The sequence below is a fragment of the Rhizobium sophorae genome, from assembly GCF_013087515.1.
GTDB lineage: Bacteria > Pseudomonadota > Alphaproteobacteria > Rhizobiales > Rhizobiaceae > Rhizobium > Rhizobium sophorae.
The window spans coordinates 20,316-39,672 of sequence record NZ_JABFCN010000021.1 but is presented as its reverse complement, the minus strand read 5'-3'; the positions used below and the strand labels follow the sequence as shown (position 1 = coordinate 39,672).

At 59.6% G+C, this 19,357-nt stretch carries 17 protein-coding genes; 3 read left to right on the top strand and 14 right to left on the bottom strand.

The genetic code is table 11. The annotated features are described in order from the left end of the window. Positions 1-22: 22 nt before the first annotated feature. The 9 genes from G9X64_RS12475 to G9X64_RS12435 all read right to left on the bottom strand — a co-directional run bounded on the left by G9X64_RS12475 (position 23) and on the right by G9X64_RS12435 (position 10,419). Entirely contained in the window at positions 23-979 is a 957-nt protein-coding gene (locus G9X64_RS12475; RefSeq protein ID WP_064843713.1) for an L-threonylcarbamoyladenylate synthase, read from the bottom strand. 119 nt (positions 980-1,098) lie between these two features. Next, on the bottom strand, positions 1,099-2,079 hold the full coding sequence (locus G9X64_RS12470) for an aldo/keto reductase (protein ID WP_064843712.1): 981 nt from the start codon (positions 2,077-2,079) through the stop codon (positions 1,099-1,101). A 3-nt stretch (positions 2,080-2,082) separates the two neighbouring features. Further along, positions 2,083-3,366, bottom strand: coding sequence for a 3-oxo-isoapionate-4-phosphate decarboxylase OiaX (gene oiaX, locus G9X64_RS12465; protein ID WP_096771285.1), 1,284 nt, complete (start codon positions 3,364-3,366; stop codon positions 2,083-2,085). A 5-nt stretch (positions 3,367-3,371) separates the two neighbouring features. After that, positions 3,372-4,406, bottom strand: coding sequence for an aldo/keto reductase (locus G9X64_RS12460; protein WP_064843711.1), 1,035 nt, complete (start codon positions 4,404-4,406; stop codon positions 3,372-3,374). 64 nt (positions 4,407-4,470) lie between these two features. Further along, positions 4,471-5,469 (bottom strand): substrate-binding domain-containing protein, encoded by a 999-nt coding sequence (locus G9X64_RS12455; protein WP_004129775.1) that lies wholly within the window; start codon positions 5,467-5,469, stop codon positions 4,471-4,473. Between the two features lie 95 nt (positions 5,470-5,564). Then, positions 5,565-6,527: an ABC transporter permease gene (locus G9X64_RS12450; RefSeq protein WP_004129777.1), complete on the bottom strand. Its 963-nt coding sequence runs from the start codon at positions 6,525-6,527 to the stop codon at positions 5,565-5,567. A gap of 38 nt (positions 6,528-6,565) precedes the next feature. Beyond that, on the bottom strand, positions 6,566-8,098 hold the full coding sequence (locus tag G9X64_RS12445) for a sugar ABC transporter ATP-binding protein (RefSeq protein WP_040140011.1): 1,533 nt from the start codon (positions 8,096-8,098) through the stop codon (positions 6,566-6,568). A 70-nt stretch (positions 8,099-8,168) separates the two neighbouring features. Next, positions 8,169-9,056, bottom strand: coding sequence for a beta-keto acid cleavage family enzyme (locus G9X64_RS12440; protein WP_028753509.1), 888 nt, complete (start codon positions 9,054-9,056; stop codon positions 8,169-8,171). A 10-nt stretch (positions 9,057-9,066) separates the two neighbouring features. After that, positions 9,067-10,419 (bottom strand): four-carbon acid sugar kinase family protein, encoded by a 1,353-nt coding sequence (locus tag G9X64_RS12435; RefSeq protein WP_064843710.1) that lies wholly within the window; start codon positions 10,417-10,419, stop codon positions 9,067-9,069. Between the two features lie 151 nt (positions 10,420-10,570). Between G9X64_RS12435 and G9X64_RS12430 the strand changes: the two genes are divergently transcribed. Both G9X64_RS12430 and G9X64_RS12425 read left to right on the top strand, forming a co-directional pair. After that, on the top strand, positions 10,571-11,365 hold the full coding sequence (locus G9X64_RS12430) for an SDR family NAD(P)-dependent oxidoreductase (protein ID WP_004129782.1): 795 nt from the start codon (positions 10,571-10,573) through the stop codon (positions 11,363-11,365). A gap of 100 nt (positions 11,366-11,465) precedes the next feature. Continuing rightward, a complete protein-coding gene (locus G9X64_RS12425; RefSeq protein ID WP_004129783.1) occupies positions 11,466-12,167 on the top strand; it encodes a FadR/GntR family transcriptional regulator in 702 nt (233 codons plus the stop codon). A gap of 216 nt (positions 12,168-12,383) precedes the next feature. Here G9X64_RS12425 and derI read toward each other — a convergent pair whose 3' ends face one another. From derI to tkt, 5 genes are read right to left on the bottom strand one after another with little or no spacing between them, the layout of a single operon-like run. Next, a complete protein-coding gene (derI, locus tag G9X64_RS12420) occupies positions 12,384-12,839 on the bottom strand; it encodes a D-erythrulose-4-phosphate isomerase (protein ID WP_040140203.1) in 456 nt (151 codons plus the stop codon). A 12-nt stretch (positions 12,840-12,851) separates the two neighbouring features. Then, complete coding sequence (locus tag G9X64_RS12415; protein WP_064843709.1) at positions 12,852-13,622, bottom strand: triose-phosphate isomerase; 771 nt, start codon at positions 13,620-13,622, stop codon at positions 12,852-12,854. Between the two features lie 42 nt (positions 13,623-13,664). Then, positions 13,665-14,714 carry a class II fructose-bisphosphate aldolase gene (gene fba, locus G9X64_RS12410; protein ID WP_064843708.1) on the bottom strand — a complete coding sequence of 350 codons (1,050 nt, stop codon included), beginning with the start codon at positions 14,712-14,714 and terminating at the stop codon, positions 13,665-13,667. Between the two features lie 6 nt (positions 14,715-14,720). Continuing rightward, the gene (locus G9X64_RS12405) at positions 14,721-15,743 is read right to left on the bottom strand and encodes a class 1 fructose-bisphosphatase (RefSeq protein WP_064843707.1); all 1,023 of its coding nucleotides are present in this window, start codon (positions 15,741-15,743) and stop codon (positions 14,721-14,723) included. Then, on the bottom strand, positions 15,740-17,734 hold the full coding sequence (tkt, locus tag G9X64_RS12400) for a transketolase (RefSeq protein WP_064843706.1): 1,995 nt from the start codon (positions 17,732-17,734) through the stop codon (positions 15,740-15,742). Before tkt ends, G9X64_RS12405 begins: the two co-directional genes overlap by 4 nt. Before the next feature lie 456 nt (positions 17,735-18,190). On the opposite strand from tkt, the gene G9X64_RS12395 reads away from it, so the two are divergent. Then, positions 18,191-19,321, top strand: coding sequence for a substrate-binding domain-containing protein (locus tag G9X64_RS12395; protein ID WP_096771278.1), 1,131 nt, complete (start codon positions 18,191-18,193; stop codon positions 19,319-19,321). The last annotated feature ends 36 nt before the right edge of the window (positions 19,322-19,357 follow it).

The following is a 19,357-nucleotide window of genomic DNA, read 5'->3' as shown; positions in this document are numbered from 1 at the left end:
GCGAATCGCTTAAAAATGCCGCCTACGCGCAACGGGGCGCGGCAGCTCGTCTCAGCCGATCGTTGATTGCCCTGCCAAGGCCAATCAGAGGCACAGGGGCGAATGCAATCACGTCACCCGCGCCGGCCAAGGCGTCGGCTTCACTCATGGCGGTGTAGAGGTTGCGGGCAGCTTCCTGAAGGTCACCGGAAGAAGACAGCGTCATTTGACAGCCCTCGCACCCCGGTCCGAAACCGACCCAGACCATATTGGCGGCAGGACGGTCGACATTCATCTGAACGGCGGCTTCCGGAGCATAATGGCTCTTTAGCTGGCCTGGTGCCGAGACCTTTTGGGGGCCAGTGTCCTCGTCAATCGGGCCGAGTAACGCTTCCAGTGCCTCCCGCGGAACTGACCCGTGGCGTAGAATGATCGGAGATCCGACCAAAGACAGAATAGTCGATTCCAGGCCGTGATCACATATGTCTTCTTCCACGATTCCCGAAATCCGTCCGTCCAACTGGCGGACAACTTCCACGAAGCGGGTCGAGGTGACCTTCCCGGAACGATTGGCTGAAGGCGCTGCCACCGGAAATCCGACGGCCCGGATCAGCCGTTGGGCGACACTCGACGAGGGAAATCGGATTGCGACATTTTTCATGCCCGCGGTAACTGCGGTTGCGAGCCCCGCGTCTTCCCGCTTTGGCAGGAGCAATGTCAGAGGTCCCGGCCAAAAGCTGGCAGCAGCCAACTCTGCCTCCGGATTGAAATGTGCCATCCTGCGCGCCATTTCCACGTCCGAAACGTGGATAATCAGGGGATTATGCCGCGGGCGTCCTTTGGCTTCATAGATGCGCTCGATCCCGGCGGGGCTGCTGGCGTCCGCGCCGAGCCCGTAAACCGTCTCCGTCGGAAACGCGACAACTTCGCCATTTCGCATGAGCCGGGCGGCAGCTTCAATCGCGCTGTCGCTGACGTCAAAATGACGGGTGGTGGTCATCTTTTTCCTCGCGCTGGTTCTGGAAGGGAGCAGAGATCGATAGACCAAAGCCATTGGCTCAGGAGGCCCGGTTCGGCGTGCCTCCTGACAGCCTCAACGTCGTCCCCGCTGAGCCAAACTCAGTTCAAGCCGACTACGCTATGCGGCACGTATGGCTCCTCGAGTTCGCGGACCTCGTCGTCGCTTAGCTTGACGGCCAAGGAAGCGACGGCATCCTTCAGATGCTGTAGCTTCGTTGCGCCGATTATAGGAGCCGTCACGCCCGCCTTTGTGTTAAGCCACGCCATCGCAACGAGGGATCGCGGGACGTTCTTGTCGTCTGCAATCTTTGCGACGACGTCTACGACGCGGCGATCCGCCTCGTCCGCGTGACCGTAGAACCGAGCGGTGACATTGTCGGTCTCGGACCTCAAACTGCTTTCCTCCCAAGGCCGGCTGAGGCGCCCGCGAGCCAGCGGACTGAACGCGATGATCCCCACCCCTTCAGCTTTACAGAGCGGCAACATCTCCCGCTCTTCCTCGCGATAAAGGAGGTTCATCTGAGCTTGCATCGAAACGAAACGCGACCATCCGGCAGCGTCCGACTTGTAGAGCGCGCGCGCAAATTGCCATGCGTAACAATTGCTGGCTCCGATGTAGCGAACCTTGCCGCTTCGAACGAGATCGGTCAGCGCTTCCAGCGTCTCTTCGATCGGGGTCGAATTGTCCCAGAAATGAATTTGGTAGAGGTCGATGTAGTCGGTCGCCAGCCGCTTGAGGCTGGCCTCAGCCTCCGCGATGATTGCCTTGCGGGAAAGTCCGACCGCATTCGCTCCGTTGCGCATCTTGCCGTAGACCTTGGTGGCAATGACAACCTCATCACGCTGCACCATCTCCCTGAGCAGCTTGCCGATGATCTCCTCGCTGGTGCCGTCCGAGTAGGCATTGGCCGTGTCGAAGCAGTTTATGCCCTGTTCGAGTGCCTCTTTGATAAATGGCCTACTGTCGTCTTCGGACAATGTCCAAGCATGGTTGCCGCGATCGGCGACGCCGAAACTCATGCAACCGAGAACCAGTTGCGAAATTTTGAGACCTGACCGGCCAAGCTGACGATATTCCATCTGTCATCTTCCTTCTGATACGGTTTTAGAGCCGAACTTGGCGAGCGACTGCGCCAGCTCTGGATGAGATTTGGCATATTCATGGAGATCGATCCCGGCGACCGCGGCATCCCAGGCCGCACGAACCGCTCTGACACCCGCCGACGGCCCGCCGGGATGGCTGACGACGCCACCACCACAAAGGTAAAGGTGGTCAAGCGTCTGCTCCGTCCTTCGATAGGTCTCAGGCGCCTGTCCACCCCATTGACCCGAACAAACGACCGGTAACGGGCGGTCGGCATCACTGAAGATCGGTTTCTGGAGATCATGGAACGACTGAACGAAAGACGCGTCCGGCTCCCAGTATTTGGCGGCAATGCCGTTGATCTGGAATTGGTCGACGCCGAGAAGTCGCCAAAGCTGTTGGTAGACCGAGAAATCGAACCCAAGACCAGGATGTCGGGTGAGAAGATCCCAGCCGTTGCGATGGGCGTGCAAGACAAGGGACGACCGCCGACGCAGGAACAGAAAAGCGCCCTTGCCGATCGAATTGATGTTGATGACGGCGGCGTTTCCACCCTCGCGCACGACCAGGTCGTGCTTGCGAACCATCTCGTCGGGATCGACGTCGGAAATGCCGAAGGCATACATCACCTTCTTGCCGGTGCGCTGCTCCTGATCCCGGACGATCGGCATGATCGCTTTCACCCGCGCCTCCAACGAGGAGTACGGTGGCGACATCAGTTTCTCGTCGTCCTTGATGAAGTCGACACCGGACGCGACGAGTTCAGCAACCACCTGCGCCGTTTCGTCCGGGGTGAGGCCGAGCGCGGGCTTGATGATCGTGCCGATGATTGGCCTATTGTAGACGCCGGTCAGACGCCGGGAGCCTTCGATCCCAAATTGAGGCCCCGGGTAGACGCCTTCAAACTCTGGAGGCAGCTGCAGGCCGACGACCCTCAGCCCGGTGAATTCCTTGATCGACCAGACCCCGCCCAATGCAACCGTGGTGACTGCCGCGAGGTCAGTTCCGACGGCCTCCAGGGGATAGGCGATTGTTGTCTCCGCTCGGTTGAAGACTTCGCCCGCTGCAGGGAGCGAGGGAACCTCGACAGAGTCCAGTTTCTCGAAAGCGACCACGCGCGCGGCCGCGCGCGCCTTCAGTTGCGGCGTCTCTCCGGGCAGGTCAACAAATGTACCCGTCGACTGGTCGCTTCCGATCTTGACCGCCAAGGCCTCAGCGCTCCCGGCGGTCTCAATCCGATAGGTGACCAGAATGTCCGAGGGCCTGCGCTGAGCCAGATCCATCGCGATCATGCCTCCGGAACTGGCGCGGCTTCAGGGATGAGGCCGGACGACTTCAGGTCGGCCCAGAACGCAGCCGGAACCGGCGTCGAGATCGCGGCGACGTTTGCGACGACGTGTTCGGGCGCCAGCGCTCCCTGTACCACCGCGGTCACTGCAGGATGTGCGTAGACAAATTGTGTCGCTGCAGTCGCAAGCGAGACGCCATGGCGCTCGCAGACGGCTTCGAGCGCCTCGACCTTGCGGACGATCGCTTCAGGCGCGGGCTGGCAATCGTAGGTGCGGGTGGTTGTCATCGACTTGCTACCCTCGGCGAGGATGCCGGAGTTGTAGATGCCAGCCGCAATGATACCGATGCCGCGACGCTGCATTTCTGGATAGAAATGGTCGAGAGCGCCGTGGTTGAGCAGGGTGTAGCGCCCGGCGACCATGGAGCAGTCGAGATCAAATTCCTCTGCCACCTGCAGGACCGACGCGGTTTCATTGACGCCGAGGCCGATGGCCTTCACGGAGCCTGTGCTGCGCAGCTCGTCACACGCCTTGTAACCGCTCGATCTCAGCGCCGAAAGGTGGGTGCTATACGCCTCGCGGTGCCATTCGCCGCTCACGTCGTGGAGATAGAGGATGTCAATGTGGTCCATACCCAGGCGCTGCTGGCTATCTTCGAAAGCGCGCATGATGCCGTCATAGGAATAGTCGTAGTCATCGACGAATGGCAGCGCCTTCACCCAGTCGATGCCGTAAAGGCTCTCGGCGCGCTTTGCGCGGCTTTCCGGCTTGAGTATCCGCCCCGCCTTGGTGCTGACCACGACCTTGCCGATGAGATCGTTGTTGCGAAGGACATGGCCGAGGGAATGCTCGGACTTTCCAAGGCCGTAAAGGGGCGCGGTGTCGAAATAGCGGACACCCAAGTCGTATGCCTTGAGGACGACCGCTTCGAAAGTCTGGAAGCTCACATCGACATTGCACCCACCGAGCGGCGAGGTACCCAGCCCTAGCGAGGTCAGCGTCACATCGGTCTTTCCAACTTTTCTCTTCAACATGATGGTCGATCCTATTTCCCTGGTGTAAGGCGGACGGCCGTACGGGCCGTCCGCCGTTGTCCGATTACATGTACTTCTCGACATTGGTGGAATCGAGCACGAGCCACGGCACGACGTAGTCCTTCTCGGTGCCGCCCTTCCATTCCATCAGCGAGCCCCAGATTTCGGACTGCGGCTTGTAGCTCTCGCCCTTGATCGCCCGCAGTGCGAGGTCGACCGCGCCCTGGCCTTCGGCGCGGGCGTACTTGTAGAGGCTGACCGCCATCTCGCCCTTCTTCACGGCGCGCTTTGCGTCCGGAATGCCGTCGATCGCAAGAACGGGAACGGTCTTGAGATCGATGCCGGCGCTCTTCATGGCTTCGATCGCGCCAAGCGCCATCTCGTCGTTTTCCGCAAGGACGCCGTTGATCTCACCCGGGTGTGCGAGCAACCAGTTCTCCATGAGCGCCTGACCCTCGGCGCGGCTCCAGTTGCCTGTCTTGTCTTCGATGAGCTTGAGGTTCGGGAACTTGGCGAGACCAGCGTCTATGCCTGCGCGGCGCTCGATCTGGGCCGACTGGCCGATCGGACCCTCCATGAGGACGACGTTGCCGCCGTTCGGAAGGCGCTTGGCGAGTTCCTCAGCGATGATCCGGCCGCCTTCGGTATCGTTAACGATGATGGACGCGGTGTATTTCGTCGACTTGGTCTTGAGCGCCGACACGATAAGCGGGATTTTCGCTTCGGCGGCCTTTTCGATCGGCGGCGCCGAGGCCTCGAGGTCGAAGGGTGACATGATGATCGCGTTGAATTGTTGGGTGATCGCTGTGTCGATCTGGTTCGCCTGTGTCAGTGGATCATACTTGCCGTCGAAAACGGTGATCTCGACCTCGCCCGATTTGACGGCGGGATGGTTCTGGATTTCCGTCGACCAAGCCTTCATGTACTCGCCGGACTCACCGAACGAGAGAGCCGCGATCCGAATTTTGTCCTGCGCGAAGGCGAAGTTCCCGCCAGCCAACGTCGCTACGGCGATTGCCATACCCACACCCGCATTGAGCAGGTTCCTCCTAGACATCTGCATTTCATATTCTCCTCTGGTTTAAGATACGTCCGGACGCGACACGCTGGGCCGGACATTGTCGCCGGCCTTCCCCGGCGGCAATTTCGGGATTGGTCTTATTTGCGGATTTGGTCGGCGATGACCGCGACCACGATGATCGTGCCCTTGAGGACCTGCTGGTAGTATGAAGACACGCCCATGAGGTCCATGCCGTTGTTGATCGTGCCGATGATGAGCGCGCCGATCAGTGTGCCGAGCAGCGATCCGCGGCCGCCCGCAAGGCTCGTCCCGCCGATCACGACGGCGGCGATCGCGTCAAGCTCATAACCGATGCCCGCTTGCGGCAGCGCAGCGGTGGTGCGAGCCGTCAGGACAAGCCCCGCAAGACCAGCCAGGAGGCCCGAGATCACATAGGTCGCACCGACGATCACCTTGGTGGAAATGCCGCTCGTGCGAGCCGCCTTCTCGTTGCCGCCAACTGCGTACACATAACGGCCGAAAGTCGTATAGTTTAAAACGGTCCATCCAATCAGGAAGACGACGAACAGGATGACGATCGGTACCGGGATATACATGATCTGCCCGGAGCCGATCCACTTGAAGGGATCCGACAGATTCGGGATGGGGCGTCCTTCCGAAAAGATCAAGGTGAGACCGCGGGCCACGCTCAACATGCCAAGCGTCACTACGAACGGCGGGACCTTGACCGCGGCAACAAGCACGCCGTTCACCAAGCCGAGGCCGGCTCCCGCCGCGAGGCCCGCAAAGATACCGAAAAGCACGAACTGCTCGTTGGTCTCCGTTACGAGGCTGGCGGCGATCATGCCCGCGAGCGCCATTACGGAGCCGACCGATAGGTCGATGCCCTTAGTAAGGATGACGAAGGTCACTCCGATCGCCAGAATGCCGTTGATCGACGACTGGCGAACGAGATTCAGCCAATTCAACCATGTCATGAAGTACTGGTTCGCGAACGCGAAGAACGCGACGATCAGGAAAAACACGAGAACGATGCTGAACTGCCTGATCATTTCCCCGGCGCGGAAGTTTCCGGGCTTCGCCGCAGCGATGGTATTCATTACTCAAGTCCTCCCGTGAATGGGGCTATGACCGCTCATCAGCTCGCCATGTCCATAAGCGTCTGTTGCGTTGCTTCGGCACCGTCGATGATGCTGAGGAGCTGCCCCTGTTTGAAAATCGCGATCCTGTCGCTGAGCTGCATGATCTCCGGTGCCTCCGAGGAGACCACGAGGACGCCGTTGCCCTTTGCCGCGAAGTCTCGCAGGAACGCGTAGATCTCCTGCTTGGAACCTTCGTCGATGCCACGCGTCGGTTCGTCGCAAATGAGAAGCTTTGGATTTGTCAGAAGGCACCGGGCCAGCACGACTTTTTGTTGGTTGCCCCCTGACAGAGTTTCGACGGCAACATCTGGCGACGCCGACTTGATCCTCTGTGAGACGATCATGTCTTGAACTGCGCTGCGCTCTTTGTCCCCGCGGATGAAACCGCTGATGGCCATCAAGGCCAGCGATGAAAGCGTGATGTTGTGGGCGATCGATGCCGAGAGCACGAGACCACTGTCCTTGCGATCCTCGGTCACCATCGCCATTCCACGTTGAATTGCGTCCTTAGGACTGCCTGGCTTGACCTTACCGCCGTTGAAGACAACTTCGCCTCCCGTTGGTGAGTGCAGCCCGAATATTGTCTCGAGGAACTCGGTTCGTCCGGACCCAAGCAGCCCGTAGATTCCGACCACTTCGCCGGACGCCACGTCTAGCGAGATGTCTCGGAAATGAGGCCCGCGCGCCAAGTTCGAGACCGAAAGCAGGATTGGCGCGTCTTCGAGAGGCTTGCCCTTCTCGACCAGCTTGACTTCACGGCCGACGATCTGTGTCACAAGATGACGGCGGTCGATGTCTTTGATGTTTCCAGTCTCGATGAAACGGCCGTCGCGGAAGACTGTGTACTCATCCGCGATCTCGAAGATTTCGGTGAGTTTGTGAGACACGTAGATAATTGCGGAACCGCGCGCGGTGATCTTGCGGAGCGCGTTGAACAAGACATGGACTTCGTGTTCGCCGATAGCAGATGTCGGCTCGTCCATGATGACGATATGTGCCCGATAGCTGAGAGCCTTCGCAATTTCGACGAGCTGAATCTGGGCGAGGCTCAGCTCCCCCATCTTCTTGGCAGCGTCGACTTCAAAGCCGAGTTCATCGAGGAATGCCTGGGCGTCCCTGCGCATCTGGCTAAAATCGACGAGCACGCCAAGTCGCTTCGGCTCGCGGCCAAGGTAAAGGTTCTCGGCGACGGTCATCTCGGGGACGGGGGAAAGCTCCTGCGTGATGATCGCGATGCCGTGACGCAAGGCGTCAGCGGCGCTTTTGAAGTCGACCTGCTCGCCATCGATCTCCACTATCCCTCCATCGCGGCGGAGCAGTCCCATCGTGATGTTGAGGAATGTCGACTTGCCGGCGCCGTTACCGCCGCACAAGGCATGGACGGTCCCGGCCTTTAGAGTTAGTCGGCCATCAACGAGCGCTGGGACGCCGTTGAACGACTTTTCCACGCCCTCGGCCCGCAGAAGCACGCGTGCCGAAGACGACTGCGCGGTTCCCTGAACTGTTATCTTCTCAGTTGCGTTGACCATGATATGACGTCATACCTCGTAAAAATCCAAATCTATGCCTCGTGTGTGCGGATCGCATGCCTTATTGGATCTACGCGGCGTCCAGTTCGAGGATCGCGCGTGCCTCCTGGGGTGTAGCGGGCTCACGTCCGACCTTTTGGGCAATCTCAACAGCGCGCGATATGACTTCCGCGTTCGTGGGTGTGCCGAACTCGCGATAGGGATAGTCGCCTATTCCAATAGCCATGTGGCCGCCCAGACGGCAGATCGCAGGAGCAATGTTCAACAGATTGCCCCCAAGGCAATTGACCGTCCATTCGATCGGCCGGTCGTCGGGCAGAAATGCAAGATGCGCCATGAGACCCGCCTCGGTCGGCGGATGCCCGGTAATGTATCGCCCTCCCGTTAGGTGCAGGAGAAAGTAGGCGGGCCCCCTCACAAGGCCCGCGTCCATCAGAGCGATCGCGCGGCGCGTGAACCCGACAGACCAGGAAACCAGCTTCGGCTTTACGCCCTTTTCGGCCAAGGTACGCGCGTAGTGCGCGAGACTTTCGGTCGTGTTGAGATACAAACGTTCTGGATTTTCGAACCTGCGCGTCTCGGCATCCCAAAGCTCGAGATTGGCCGAACCGGTATCGATGGGCGCAATATCGGGCTTCGTAGCAGGGTCCAATGCCAGGGTTGCGACCGTGTCGATGCGCTTCATGGCGTCGGCATCATTCGAGATAAAGCCGAGCGTGGGAAGGATGAGTAGATCGGTCGCCTGCCTGACTTCGCGGATGATTTCGGCGTTTGCCTCAACGGTGTTTGTCGCACCGCCGTCGGCTGTCCTGGCATGATAGTGGAGAATCGCCGCTCCCGCCTTGCGGGCTGCAACGGCGGCCTCAACGATCTCGTCGGCGGTGTATGGGATATTAGGGTTGGATGTGCGCGGCGCGTACTCGTTGACCCTGGCTTCGAGGATGATTTTCTTTTGCATCTTTCGCTCCTTACGCCGCCAGATAACCCGAGGTGCCCGCCTTTGCCCGCAGGAAGAAGTCATCGGCACCAATCTGCCCGCCCTTCAGCATGACTTCGAGGCCATCGACTTCGGCGTCGCCCGGCGCATCCAGGCGGCAGACATGGCAATTTTGAACTTCGTCAAAAACGGCGATCTCGAGCGCTTCGGCGCCGATTGTCCGCACCGCATAGCTCGAACTGTCACCGCCCGAAAACACGATCCGCGGCAAGGAAACCGCGCGGCGCACGGCACGCGCAACGTCACAGTAGATGGCGCCCAAGCGTTCCGCGGGAACATCGCCGCCGGCCAGACGGCCGGTTTCCCCGCGAGCCGTGTAGATGATTGTAGATCGACCGCGCACAAGGCTCTCGATCGCCTTCAAAGCAGCCTCCCGCGCAACTGCCTCAGCATCATCATCGGACCGGACTGTCGAGACATCCAAGTGGACAAGGTTCCACCCGGAAGCTTCGGCCACCGCAATCTGGCGCCCGGTTTGCAGGGCGCAACTACCTGATAAGACGAGTAGATTTTCGACGCCGGCAATCTCCGTCTTGACGGGCTCCGCCGACGATAGCAGGCCCAAGCGGGCCCAAAGAGCGCCGAGTTGTTGCGCCAAGCCTTGAGCTGCTAGCGCGAACATCGGACGTGTCGGATACCGCGCCCAGAGCAGATCGGCGACAGCCGCAAGATCCGCATTTTCGAGCCCATCGAAAATGACCCCTGCCCCCTCTTGGAAGGCCTTGAAGACACGCTCCTCCATTGCCGAGCGGTTCCGGATTGCGGGAAGCGTGACGTTGACGAATTCCTTATCTGTCTGCCCAGCCAGATGCATGCGCAGATCCGCCTCGTGCATCGGCGTCCTGGGGTGGCGCGACATGCTCGGGTGCCGGTCGAGCCGCTCAATCCTGTCGGCAAAGCGCGCGAAATGATTTCCGAAACAGGTGTAGCGCCCGAAGTCCGGGGTCGCGGCGAGGACTGGAACGTCCCTCTTGCCGAAGTGAGCCGCAGCGCGCGCCAGAACAGCACCATAGCTTCCAACGGTGGGCGACGAGTCGAACGTCGAACAGATCTTGTATTGGATAAGCGGACTGTTGAGGGTGCGCATGATCGAAAACGCGCTGTCAAGCTCCTCGTCGAGCTCGACGCCGGACAACGCCCTTGCGGTACCGGCGAAGCCAAGCACATCATAAGACAGAGCATCTGTTGACGCCGTCTGTGCTGAAGGGCGTGCGAGATAGAGTTTTCCCTTCACACCACTGCGATGGAACTGCGCCAGGTTTTCGGAAGAACCCGTGAAGTCGTCGCCGTAAAACACGGCCTTGAGCTTGCCAGCTGATGTCATCGGATCCTCCCAATATCCCGGCCGAGGATATCTTCCTCCATACATCAGCCGGGCTTCACTCTTGACAATACTCATAGAAGCAGCTCATAACTCTGTCAAGGTCATACCTTATACCTTATACCTCATATCGAGAAAATTGGAGGACGACGAGATGAGACTTTCTGGACGCACTGCCGTGGTGACGGGCGCTGGCCGGGGCATCGGACTGGCAATCGCTGAAGCCTATGTTCGCGAAGGCGCGAATGTCGTTATCGTCGACCGCGATCTGGAAGTGGCGAACGAAGCCGCCGAGCGGCTTGGGGAGCGGGCTTTGGCCGTCCGCGCCGATATTTCCGTCAACGAAGACGTTGAGACGATCGTTAAGGAAACGATTGGCCGATTCGGCACGGTCGACATACTCGTGAACAACGCGGGCGTGGGCGCAACCACTCTGTTTCTCGAAAGCTCACGGGAGGAATTCGAACGCGTCGTCCGGATCAATCTGACCGGAACATTCCTCGTGGCGCAAGCCTTTGCTCGGATCATGGCCGCCAAAGGCTATGGGCGGATCATCAATATCGCTTCGCTGTCCGGTCAGAAGGGAGGTGTCGGGCGTTCGGCCTATGGAGCCTCAAAGGCCGGCGTCGAACTCCTCACGAAGGTTATGGCGGTCGAACTCGCGGAATCGGGAATCAATGTGAATAACATCGCACCGGGCCCGATATTGACCGAGGTCTCGAAAGTCATGCACACGGTCGAAACGCGTGACGCCTATCATCGGCTCGTTCCGCAACGCCGTTATGGCGAACCATCGGAAATCGCTGATGCCGCGGTGTTCCTGGCGAGCGACGATGCTGCCTATATTACGGGGCACACCCTGAACGTCGACGGCGGCTTCCTGGCCGCTGGCCTCATGTTCCCATTCGATCCAAAAGCCTCGAAGCGGCTGGGACAAATCAGCGAATAACCTGGAGAGGTGGCCAGTTCGACGTTCGGCATTTGTCGCAAGCGGGAAAACGCGGTATGACCTCGTACCTTTTCGATTTCTGATTGGAGCGTGACCAGGAATGCTGTCTGTTGACCCAAAGAAAATCCCAAGCCGGCTGGACATAGCGCTCGACTACATTACGGGCGAAATTGCCAAAGGCAACCTCGGGCCTGGTGACAAACTTCCCAATGAAAAAGAGCTGGCCCAGCTTCTCGGGATCAGTCGCACTCCAATCAGAGAGGCGATCAAAACGCTCGCGGTCTCGGGTCTTGTCGAGACGCGTCATGGCTTTGGAAATTACATCCGTAAGGACGAAGGCCTTCCGGCGATGCCGCTCGCGATGTTTCAGCTCTATCTTCAGAGCTCGACGCCTGAGATGCTGATGGAACTGCGATACATTTTCGACCGCAACTGTTCAGAACTCGCGTCGCTGCGGCGTACGGACGAAGACCTCGCCACGATGAGAGAGTGCATCGACCGACTAAAAAGGCTGTCGGAGGATGCGAACTCCGCGATCGAAGATCTCCTCAAGGCCGATCTCGATTTCCACCGAGCAATATACAAAGCCGCCGGAAACCCGTTGATCGTCGTGATCGCCGACTTCGTGCTGACGATGGTCGCGCCTTGGGTGCAAAAATCGCTAGAGGTCAGTGGCAAATGGCGCGCAGTCGATCTCCACGAACACATGTTTCAGATGATCCGGGACAGAAAGACCGGTGACCTCAGCCGCGAGAGCGTCGAGGAAAACATGGAACACTTCCGCACATCCCTGCTGAAATGACAGCCAGGGCATCACGTCAAGGCGTGGCGCATCTTACATTTCCCGCAGGTCGCACTGCGATCATCACCGGCGGCATCTGAAGGCGGACGCGAAGCCCGGATACCGTATGCCGCCCGGCCTATTCGCCGGGTTCTGAAAATTGCCAGAAAACGATAATGCGCCAGGCTGATTGCGCCTGGCGCATCGACCGCGAGCAATGCATGCCCAGCCTTCCAACTAGCGGGCGTGGTATTTCGTATCGACCTCGTCGATGGCGGCAACATTGCTGGCCGAGCGACCGTTCTCGTCGAACCTCTGGGCGAGGAATGAGTCGACGATCGTCTTCGCAAGTTCCGATCCAATGACGCGGGCGCCCATGGTAATGATCTGGGCGTTGTTCGACAACGCCGCCCGCTCGGCGGAATAAGTATCGTGTGTGAGGGCTGCCCTAATACCCGGCACCTTGTTTGCCGAAATGCAGACGCCGATCCCGGTGCCGCACACCAGGATGGCCTTGTCATAGGTGCCGTCGAGCACGCCGTTGGCGACCCTGTCGGAGAGGTTCGCATAGAAATCGTCGAGACCGGCGTCCGTCCGGGAGACCTCGAACACCTCAAAACGGTCCTTGAGATAATCGGCGAGGACCTTGGCGAGGCCCTCGCCCGCGCTGTCGCCTGCTACTGCAATTTTCATCTTCATCACTCCTCAGATTTTGGCCGCGCACTTTTCGAGGATGTCGAGGTAGCCCTCGATCTTCCAGGCCGAGCGGCCGATGAACAGCCCATCGACATGAGGGCAGGATATGAGCTCTTCGCAGTTGTCTGCGTTGACCGAACCGCCGTAGAGGCAGGGAATGCGCCGGCCGAGCACGGCTTCCGCGAACGCGATGATCTCGGCCTGGCGGGCGTCGGCGTAGTCCGCTGTCGCGGGGATCCCATCGACGCCAATGGCCCAAACAGGCTCGTAGGCAAGCAGTATCGGTTTGTGCTTCTGGTCGGTAGAAAGGCTTCCCAACGCGCCACGAACCTGGCGCTCGAGGACGTCGCGGGCTCGCCCGGCCTCGCGTTCGGAAAGTGTCTCCCCTATGCAGATGAGCGGGATCAAGCCGTGGCGAACCGCCGCCTCGACTTTCAGTCCTACCGTCACGTCCGTCTCACCGAAATGTTCACGCCTCTCGGAGTGACCAAGCTCGACGATGTCGAGGTTGCAGTCTGTAAGCATCAAGGCCGAAATCTCGCCCGTCCAGGCGCCCTCCTCGTCCCAGTGCATGTTCTGCGCGCCGACCTTTACCGACGTGCCCGCCAATGTGGTCTTCACTTCCCGGACAACAGTGAAAGGAGGGATGACAAAGCGCTGGATGCGCGGATGGGACGTGATGTCTGCGGCCCTGAGACCGTGCGCAAATTGCGCGGCATCGGCAAGCGTCTTGTTCATCTTCCAGCTGGTGCCAATCCAGAGGGTTTTCTTCTCGGTCATGTCCCGCTTCACCACGTTTGCGTTCGAACTGCTGTGACCTACCTAGAGCGAGCCGGCTCGATACCGCTTCGCCATTTCCGCGAGTGGCACGACGTTGATAGAGCTTGCGCGCCCTGCCGTTCCGAAAGCTTCGAATCTTTCGCGACAAAGCTTCGAAAGCGCCGTCATTGCGGGCTTCAAATATTTGCGAGGGTCGAATTCTGTCGGATCTTCGGACAGCACTCGGCGCACCTGCCCGGTCATTGCCATGCGGCAATCCGTGTCGATGTTGACCTTTCGCACACCATGCCGAATGCCGCGCAGGATTTCCTCGAGCGGCACGCCCCAGGTGGGCTTCATCCGCCCGCCGAAGCGATTGAAGATTTCCTGCAACTCCTCCGGCACGCTTGACGAACCGTGCATGACGAGATGGGTATTCGGAAGTTTCCGGTGGATCGCCTCGATAACATCCATTGCCAGCACGTCACCGTCCGGCCGGCGTGAGAACTTGTAGGCGCCATGGCTGGTGCCCATTGCGACGGCAAGCGCATCCACCTTGGTCTCCGCGACAAATTTCGCCGCCTCCTCCGGATCGGTCAGAAGCTGATGCGGATCGAGCTTGCCTTCGACGCCGTGACCGTCTTCCGCCTCGCCCGCACCGGTCTCAAGCGAGCCCAGAACGCCAAGCTCCCCTTCCACCGAAACCCCTGCCCAATGGGCCGTGTCGCTGACGCTTCTCGTGACCTTGACGTTGTAGTCCCAATCCGCCGCGGTTTTCCCGTCAGCAAGGATCGATCCGTCCATCATTACGGACGTAAAACCATGCTGGATCGCGGTGACGCAGGTGCTCGGTTCGTTTCCGTGGTCAAGATGGACGCAAACGGGGATATGCGGATAGATTTCCGTCACCGCCTCCATCATGTGCTTGAGCATGATGTCGTTGACATAGGCTCGCGCCCCACGGCTCGCCTGGAGGATGACAGGCGAATCCGTTCCGTCGGCCGCTTCCATGATGGCAAGCGCCTGTTCCATGTTGTTAATGTTGAACGCCGGGACGCCGTAGCCGTGTTCGGCGGCATCATCCAGCAGCTGGCGGAGAGTAATCCTGGCCATGACATGTTACTCGCTGGTTGGATTGGAATTGAGATAGCTTGCGATCACGTCGACCTCCGTCGCCGAACCGAAAACCAGCGGCGTGCGGCAATGGTGAGAGGTCGGGATCTTGTCCAGGATGGCGGTCGTGCCGTCGGTGGCCCGCCCCCCGGCCTGCTCCATCAGGAACGCGATCGGATTCGCTTCATACACCAGTCGAAGGCGCCCATTTTCAAAGCCGGGTCGCTTGTCGCCGGCGTAGAAGAACACACCGCCCCTGATCAGGATCCGGTGGAGCTCTCCGACTGCCGATCCGAGCCAACGCATGTTGAAATCACGGCCGCGCGTTCCCTCCTTGCCGGTCAGACAATCCTGAAGATACAGGCTCATGGCAGGGTGAAGGTGACGGTGGTTGGAAGCGTTATATGCAAGCTCGGACGTGTCGCAAGGTATCAGAACCTGCCTTTTGACGATCAGGAACTCGCCGGTTTGGGGATGCATCGTCGCCAGCAGCACACCCTCACCGACCGAAAAGCCCAAATCGACGGTGTTGCCGAATGAGACATAACCGGCCGCGGCCTGGCGCTTTCCAGGGGTTAAAAAGGGATCTTCAGCTTCGCAGAAAGGCATGATCGAGAAGATCGTGCCGACGGGCGTGCCCAGCCCGACATTGCCTGAACCGTCGATCGGGTCGATTGCGACCGCAAAATGCTGGCCATTGAGCATAACTGGCGCGTCGGCCTCCTCGGACAGGACCCTGGCAGCGCCTGCGCGTGCGAGTATTTCGATGAACAACTCGTGCGACGCGATGTCGATTGCCTTTTGCGCATCACCGTCGGTATTTGATCCGACAAGGTGGGCCAGATCGCCCTCCAGGGAACCGGCTGCGATGCGTGCGGATAAAAGACAGGCGGCATCCAACACACCGTTGATTAGAGCCGCCACCCCCTGACGGGACAAATCTTCACCAGCCCAGGTCGAGAGGTACTCATCGACAGAACCATACTGGACGCCCGCTTCGTCATTTCCGGGTGTCGCCGGCGCGCTCATTGCTTGCCCCTTATCCTTGCTAGGGCGCGCGTGACGATTGCGTCACGCGTGATCCCAAATTGCTCGTACAGCGTCTCGGCCGGCGCAGACGCTCCGAAGCCGGACATCCCGATCACGTCGTCTTCGCTGTCGACATACCTAGTCCAGCCGAACTTCGAGAGCGCTTCCACGGCAATGCGCGGCGCGTTGCCGAGGACCGAGCTGCGGTAATCCTTGGGCTGCTTTTCGAAGAGATCCCAGCTCGGCATCGAGACGACAGCGGCGGGAACGTTTCTCGCCTCAAGCTCGTCGGCAGCCTGGATCGCAAGCGCGACTTCCGTTCCAGTGGCGATGATTGTGACGGCACGTTCGCTGCTCGCTTCCCGCAGCACATAGGCTCCCCGTGCGCAGCGATTGATGCCGTCACGCTGGGCGCGCAGTTGCGGGACATTCTGCCGCGAGAGCGCCAAAACCGACGGCGTGTTCTTGCTGGTTATTGCAAGATCCCAGCATTCCAGCGTCTCGATGGTGTCGGCGGGCCGGAATACATGCAAGTTCGGCATTGCCCTGAGGCTGGCAAGATGCTCGACCGGCTGGTGCGTCGGACCGTCTTCGCCAAGACCGATCGAGTCATGCGTCATCACGAAGATAGAGCGGACGCCCATCAGAGCCGCCACACGAATGGCATTGCGGCAATAATCCGAGAAGACGAGGAACGTGCCACCATAGGGTATGACGCCGCCGTGAGCCGCCATACCGTTCATCGCGGCGGCCATGGCAAACTCTCTAACGCCATAGCTGACATACCGCCCGCTTGCAGCGGCGGTGAAATCGCTGTCGACGGCCGGAACCCGGGTCAAGTTTGAGTGGGTGAGGTCAGCGGACCCGCCGATCATTTCCGGAAGCAGCTCCGTCAGCGCTTCCAGTGCGATCTGGCTTGCCTTACGCGTTGCCACTGATTGCGGCTTGTCGAGCAGCTTTGCCTTGGCGGCGTTGACCGCTTCCTCATATCGCGCTGGCAATGAGCCGGCGGTGCGGCGTTCAAACTCACTTCTGACATCTGCGCCCGCTGCTTCGAGCCGCGCTTGCCAGTCCTTGCGCGCCTTGGCGCCCTTCGCGCCGACTTCGCGCCAAGTTTTGAGGATTGGAGCAGGAATCTCGAAAGTGTCCGCCGTCCAGCCATAGACTGCCTTCGTCGCGGCGGCTTCGCTGGCGCCGAGCGGTGCACCATGTACGGAGCTTGTTCCTGCCCTTGACGGAGAGCCGTATCCAATGATGGTTTTCAGGGCTATGAGGGATGGTCTGGATGCTTCCGCCTTCGCCTGCGAGATCGCCGCGTCGATCGCATCCGGATCATGACCGTCAACGCGCTGCGTGTGCCATCCGTACGCGTCGAACCTCGCGAGCACATCTTCTGAAAACGCGATTGCGGTCGAGCCGTCGATGGTGATGGAGTTGTCGTCGTAAAGGACGATCAACTTGCCGAGCTGCAGGTGGCCGGCCAGCGAAGCAGCTTCCTGACCAACACCTTCCATGAGACACCCATCTCCACAGAAAACGTACGTCCGGTGATCGACAAGCGCTGCGCCAAATTCGGTTGATAGGCGCCGCTCCGCAATAGCCATTCCGACAGCCGACGCGATCCCCTGTCCGAGCGGCCCGGTGGTCGTCTCGACGCCAGCGGTGTGCCCATATTCGGGATGACCTGGCGTTTTGGAGCCCCATTGGCGGAAGTTGCGAACCTGCTCAATGGTCATGTCTTTGTACCCGGTGAGGTGCAGAAGGCTGTAGAGCAGCATCGAGCCATGGCCGTTCGACAGGACGAAACGATCGCGGTCCGGCCAGCCAGGTTCGCTTGAATCGAACTTGAGGTGCCGGCCGAACAGCACCGCCGCCGCATCAGCCATGCCCATGGGCATTCCGGGGTGCCCGGACTTTGCGGCCTCAACCGCGTCGATCGACAGGACACGGATAGCGTTCGCGAGATCGCGGATCGAAACTGCTGCTGTCAATTCTTCCTCCCCATAAACCGCGACCAATGTGGCGCATTTTTCTGGACATCACAATATCAGAACACAAAATAACGCAATACACACGATAAACATAACAATATCACATTCCGCTGCGACTGCGAAGAGTCTGCCCATCGACATCATACCTCATACCTTATACCTCTGTATTTGCGCAATAGCTTTTATTTGGCTACCGCGTCCATCGGGAGCCGGAAGGATCGTCCCGGGTCGCTTTCACGGGGGCGGTCTGCCTCGATCCGTTTGGTGGCAAACGGACAAGACGACCACCGTGATGACTACCGCGTTGGGCACTCACGGGTGGTTGAAACCATTCCAAATGCGGAATGCTCGATGCGGCTCGCCGATGTTTCCCGACATTTCTTCAGTTGACAGCTTTTACAAATGCATTAACGTATACGTTATTGAACTCAATAGGCCTTAAAGGGAGGAACCGAAATGCCTTTGACGATGCGCAAGTCCTTACAGATGATCGCCCTTGCCACTGCCCTCGGCGGTAGCGCTGCCTATGCGCCGAGCGCCTTCGCGGTCGATATCGATAAACAGATCAAGGATATTGAAAGTCACCCGGCAAGCGGGCCCAACGGCGAAAAAGCGACCCTCGCGAGCGACCTGAAGCTATCCGCCGAAGAGATCGAAAAGATCAAGGCGAAGCATGCCAAAGCGGCCATTGTGATGCACTACACGGCGTCTGACTGGGCCAAGGCCCAGATGGCCGGGCAAAAGAAGGCCCTGGAAGAGCTCGGCGTCGAAATCGTTGCGACGACTGATGCTGGATATCGCGCGGAGCAGCAAGTTTCAGACATCGAAAGCGTCATGGCGCTCAAACCTGACGTCATGATTACCGTTCCCGCCGAGCAGTCAGCCACGGCCGCAGCATACAAGAAAGCTGCTGCCGCTGGCATTAAGATCATCTTCCTTGACCAGACCGGCGCCGGGATGAAGGCTGGCAAAGACTATGTGAGCCTCGTCTCTTCCGACAACCGCGGGATGGGAAAGGTCGCCGCACTGCTCATGGCCAAGGCGCTCGACGGCAAGGGCGAAATTGGTCTCATCCCGCATGCGTCCGACCTTTTTGCCACCAAAGAACGCGTGGTCGGCTTCGAGGAAGCGATCAAGGATTATCCGGATATTAAGGTCGTCCAGGAGACCGGTGTCGGAGGCCCTGATTTCTCAAGCGAATCCGAGCGCGTCGCCTCCGCAATGCTGACGGCCCACCCCAACCTCAATGGCATCTGGGCCGTGTGGGACGTGCCAACAGAAGGCGTCCTGTCAGCGGCGCGCGCAGCGGGCGCGTCCAAGAGCCTCGTCATCACCACTTGCGACCTTGGCGTCAACATCTCGATCGACATGGCTAAGAAGGGTTACGTCAAGGGAACCGGATCCCAGCGTCCGTACGGCGCCGGTTATGCCGAGGGCATCCTTGCCGGATACGCCCTTCTCGGAAAGGACGCACCTCCCTACGTCGTGCTCCCGGCCCTTGCGGTGACCCGCGATAACCTGATCGAGGCGTGGCCGCAGTCGAACGGCGACCAGGCACCGAAGATTCTCACCGACGCAATGAACTAACGGTGCGCGGGAGCGGCTCCGACCGCTCCCCGTGCC

Coding starts and splice junctions, on each gene's coding strand:
- G9X64_RS12475 (WP_064843713.1), bottom strand. CDS start 979: ATGACCACCACCCGTCATTTTGACGTCAGCGACAGCGCGATTGAAGCT.
- G9X64_RS12470 (WP_064843712.1), bottom strand. CDS start 2,079: ATGGAATATCGTCAGCTTGGCCGGTCAGGTCTCAAAATTTCGCAACTG.
- oiaX (WP_096771285.1), bottom strand. CDS start 3,366: ATGGATCTGGCTCAGCGCAGGCCCTCGGACATTCTGGTCACCTATCGG.
- G9X64_RS12460 (WP_064843711.1), bottom strand. CDS start 4,406: ATGTTGAAGAGAAAAGTTGGAAAGACCGATGTGACGCTGACCTCGCTA.
- G9X64_RS12455 (WP_004129775.1), bottom strand. CDS start 5,469: ATGCAGATGTCTAGGAGGAACCTGCTCAATGCGGGTGTGGGTATGGCA.
- G9X64_RS12450 (WP_004129777.1), bottom strand. CDS start 6,527: ATGAATACCATCGCTGCGGCGAAGCCCGGAAACTTCCGCGCCGGGGAA.
- G9X64_RS12445 (WP_040140011.1), bottom strand. CDS start 8,098: ATGGTCAACGCAACTGAGAAGATAACAGTTCAGGGAACCGCGCAGTCG.
- G9X64_RS12440 (WP_028753509.1), bottom strand. CDS start 9,056: ATGCAAAAGAAAATCATCCTCGAAGCCAGGGTCAACGAGTACGCGCCG.
- G9X64_RS12435 (WP_064843710.1), bottom strand. CDS start 10,419: ATGACATCAGCTGGCAAGCTCAAGGCCGTGTTTTACGGCGACGACTTC.
- G9X64_RS12430 (WP_004129782.1), top strand. CDS start 10,571: ATGAGACTTTCTGGACGCACTGCCGTGGTGACGGGCGCTGGCCGGGGC.
- G9X64_RS12425 (WP_004129783.1), top strand. CDS start 11,466: ATGCTGTCTGTTGACCCAAAGAAAATCCCAAGCCGGCTGGACATAGCG.
- derI (WP_040140203.1), bottom strand. CDS start 12,839: ATGAAAATTGCAGTAGCAGGCGACAGCGCGGGCGAGGGCCTCGCCAAG.
- G9X64_RS12415 (WP_064843709.1), bottom strand. CDS start 13,622: ATGACCGAGAAGAAAACCCTCTGGATTGGCACCAGCTGGAAGATGAAC.
- fba (WP_064843708.1), bottom strand. CDS start 14,714: ATGGCCAGGATTACTCTCCGCCAGCTGCTGGATGATGCCGCCGAACAC.
- G9X64_RS12405 (WP_064843707.1), bottom strand. CDS start 15,743: ATGAGCGCGCCGGCGACACCCGGAAATGACGAAGCGGGCGTCCAGTAT.
- G9X64_RS12395 (WP_096771278.1), top strand. CDS start 18,191: ATGCCTTTGACGATGCGCAAGTCCTTACAGATGATCGCCCTTGCCACT.